This is a genomic window from Candidatus Bipolaricaulota bacterium, from assembly GCA_021159055.1.
Classification (GTDB): domain Bacteria; phylum Bipolaricaulota; class Bipolaricaulia; order UBA7950; family UBA9294; genus S016-54.
Genome location: JAGGSO010000129.1, coordinates 1 through 1,184 on the forward strand (window position 1 = coordinate 1; position 1,184 = coordinate 1,184).

A 1,184-nucleotide genomic window follows, 5' to 3' on the forward strand; every position below is an offset into this window, starting at 1 on the left:
CCATAACAATTGACCCGCTGCAGCCCGTATCAGGTGCGCAGTGTGACATAACATTCGATCCTTCAGTTATTACAGCAGTGGGCGTTGATGATGGTGGAATGTTTGATCTGTGGTTTAATGGCACCTTGGATATAAATAACACTGATGGCACAATAAGGAATATAGTTGCCTCCAATCTGGGAACCACTACCTCTGAGAAAGGAACATTTGCCATCATTCATTTCAAAACAAATGATGTGAGCGGTACCTCACCAATTGGCCTATTAAACGTAGTGGTATCTGATAGTTTGGGTAGTCCATTGCCGATCATTCTGGGCAACGGAAGCATTGAGGTTGATTCAATACCACCGGCCCTTTCATACTCTCTTACAGGAACAGCAGGAAGCAACAACTGGTATACCTCCAATGTTGCTGTCACACTCAACGCAACAGATGAAAACGGCATTGCAGAAATGAAATATAGGATAGATGACGGAGTATGGCAGGATTACACAACTCCATTTACAATAAGCACAGATGGATCACACACAGTCCAATTCTATGCAATTGACAATGCAGGAAACAACAATTCAACATCCTTCAATGTAAATATAGATAGAGAGGTACCGGTTCTGTCTCATAGCCTTTCAGGAACAGCAGGAAACAACAACTGGTATACCTCCAATGTTGATGTCACGCTCACAGCAACAGATGCATCATCGGGCATAGATGCAATAAAATACACGATAAATGGTGGTGGAGCAGAGCAGGAATATACTGCACCATTCACCATATCATCAAACGGTCAGTACACCATAGATTTCTATGCAATTGACAACGCAGGAAATACCGCATCTGAGCAGTCATTCTCCGTAAAAATAGACTCGACAAGCCCGGTATCATCAGTATCTATCTCAGGAACAAAAGAAGGAAATGTTTACACAACAGATGTTACAGTATCCATCTCAAGAACTGACTCAATGTCAGGCATTGCATATACAAAATACAGGGTAAATGGGGGAACATGGACAACATATACTGCACCATTCACATTGAGTACAGATGGCACATATACCGTCGATTATTACTCTGCCGACAATGCTGGAAATACAGAATCAACAAAAACAGCCACATTCGAAATTCTCAAAAACAATCCGCCAACTGAAGATTTTTTATAAAAACCAGAAAATCAAAAAAGAGTTAAT

Annotated in this window: 1 protein-coding gene; it reads left to right on the forward strand. The window is 41.2% G+C overall.

All coding sequences use genetic code 11. The annotated features are described in order from the left end of the window. Window positions 1-1,157, forward strand: a 1,157-nt coding sequence (locus J7J55_06630) for a chitobiase/beta-hexosaminidase C-terminal domain-containing protein (protein MCD6142375.1), incomplete at its 5' end; no start/stop codon positions are given. Window positions 1,158-1,184: the final 27 nt, after the last annotated feature.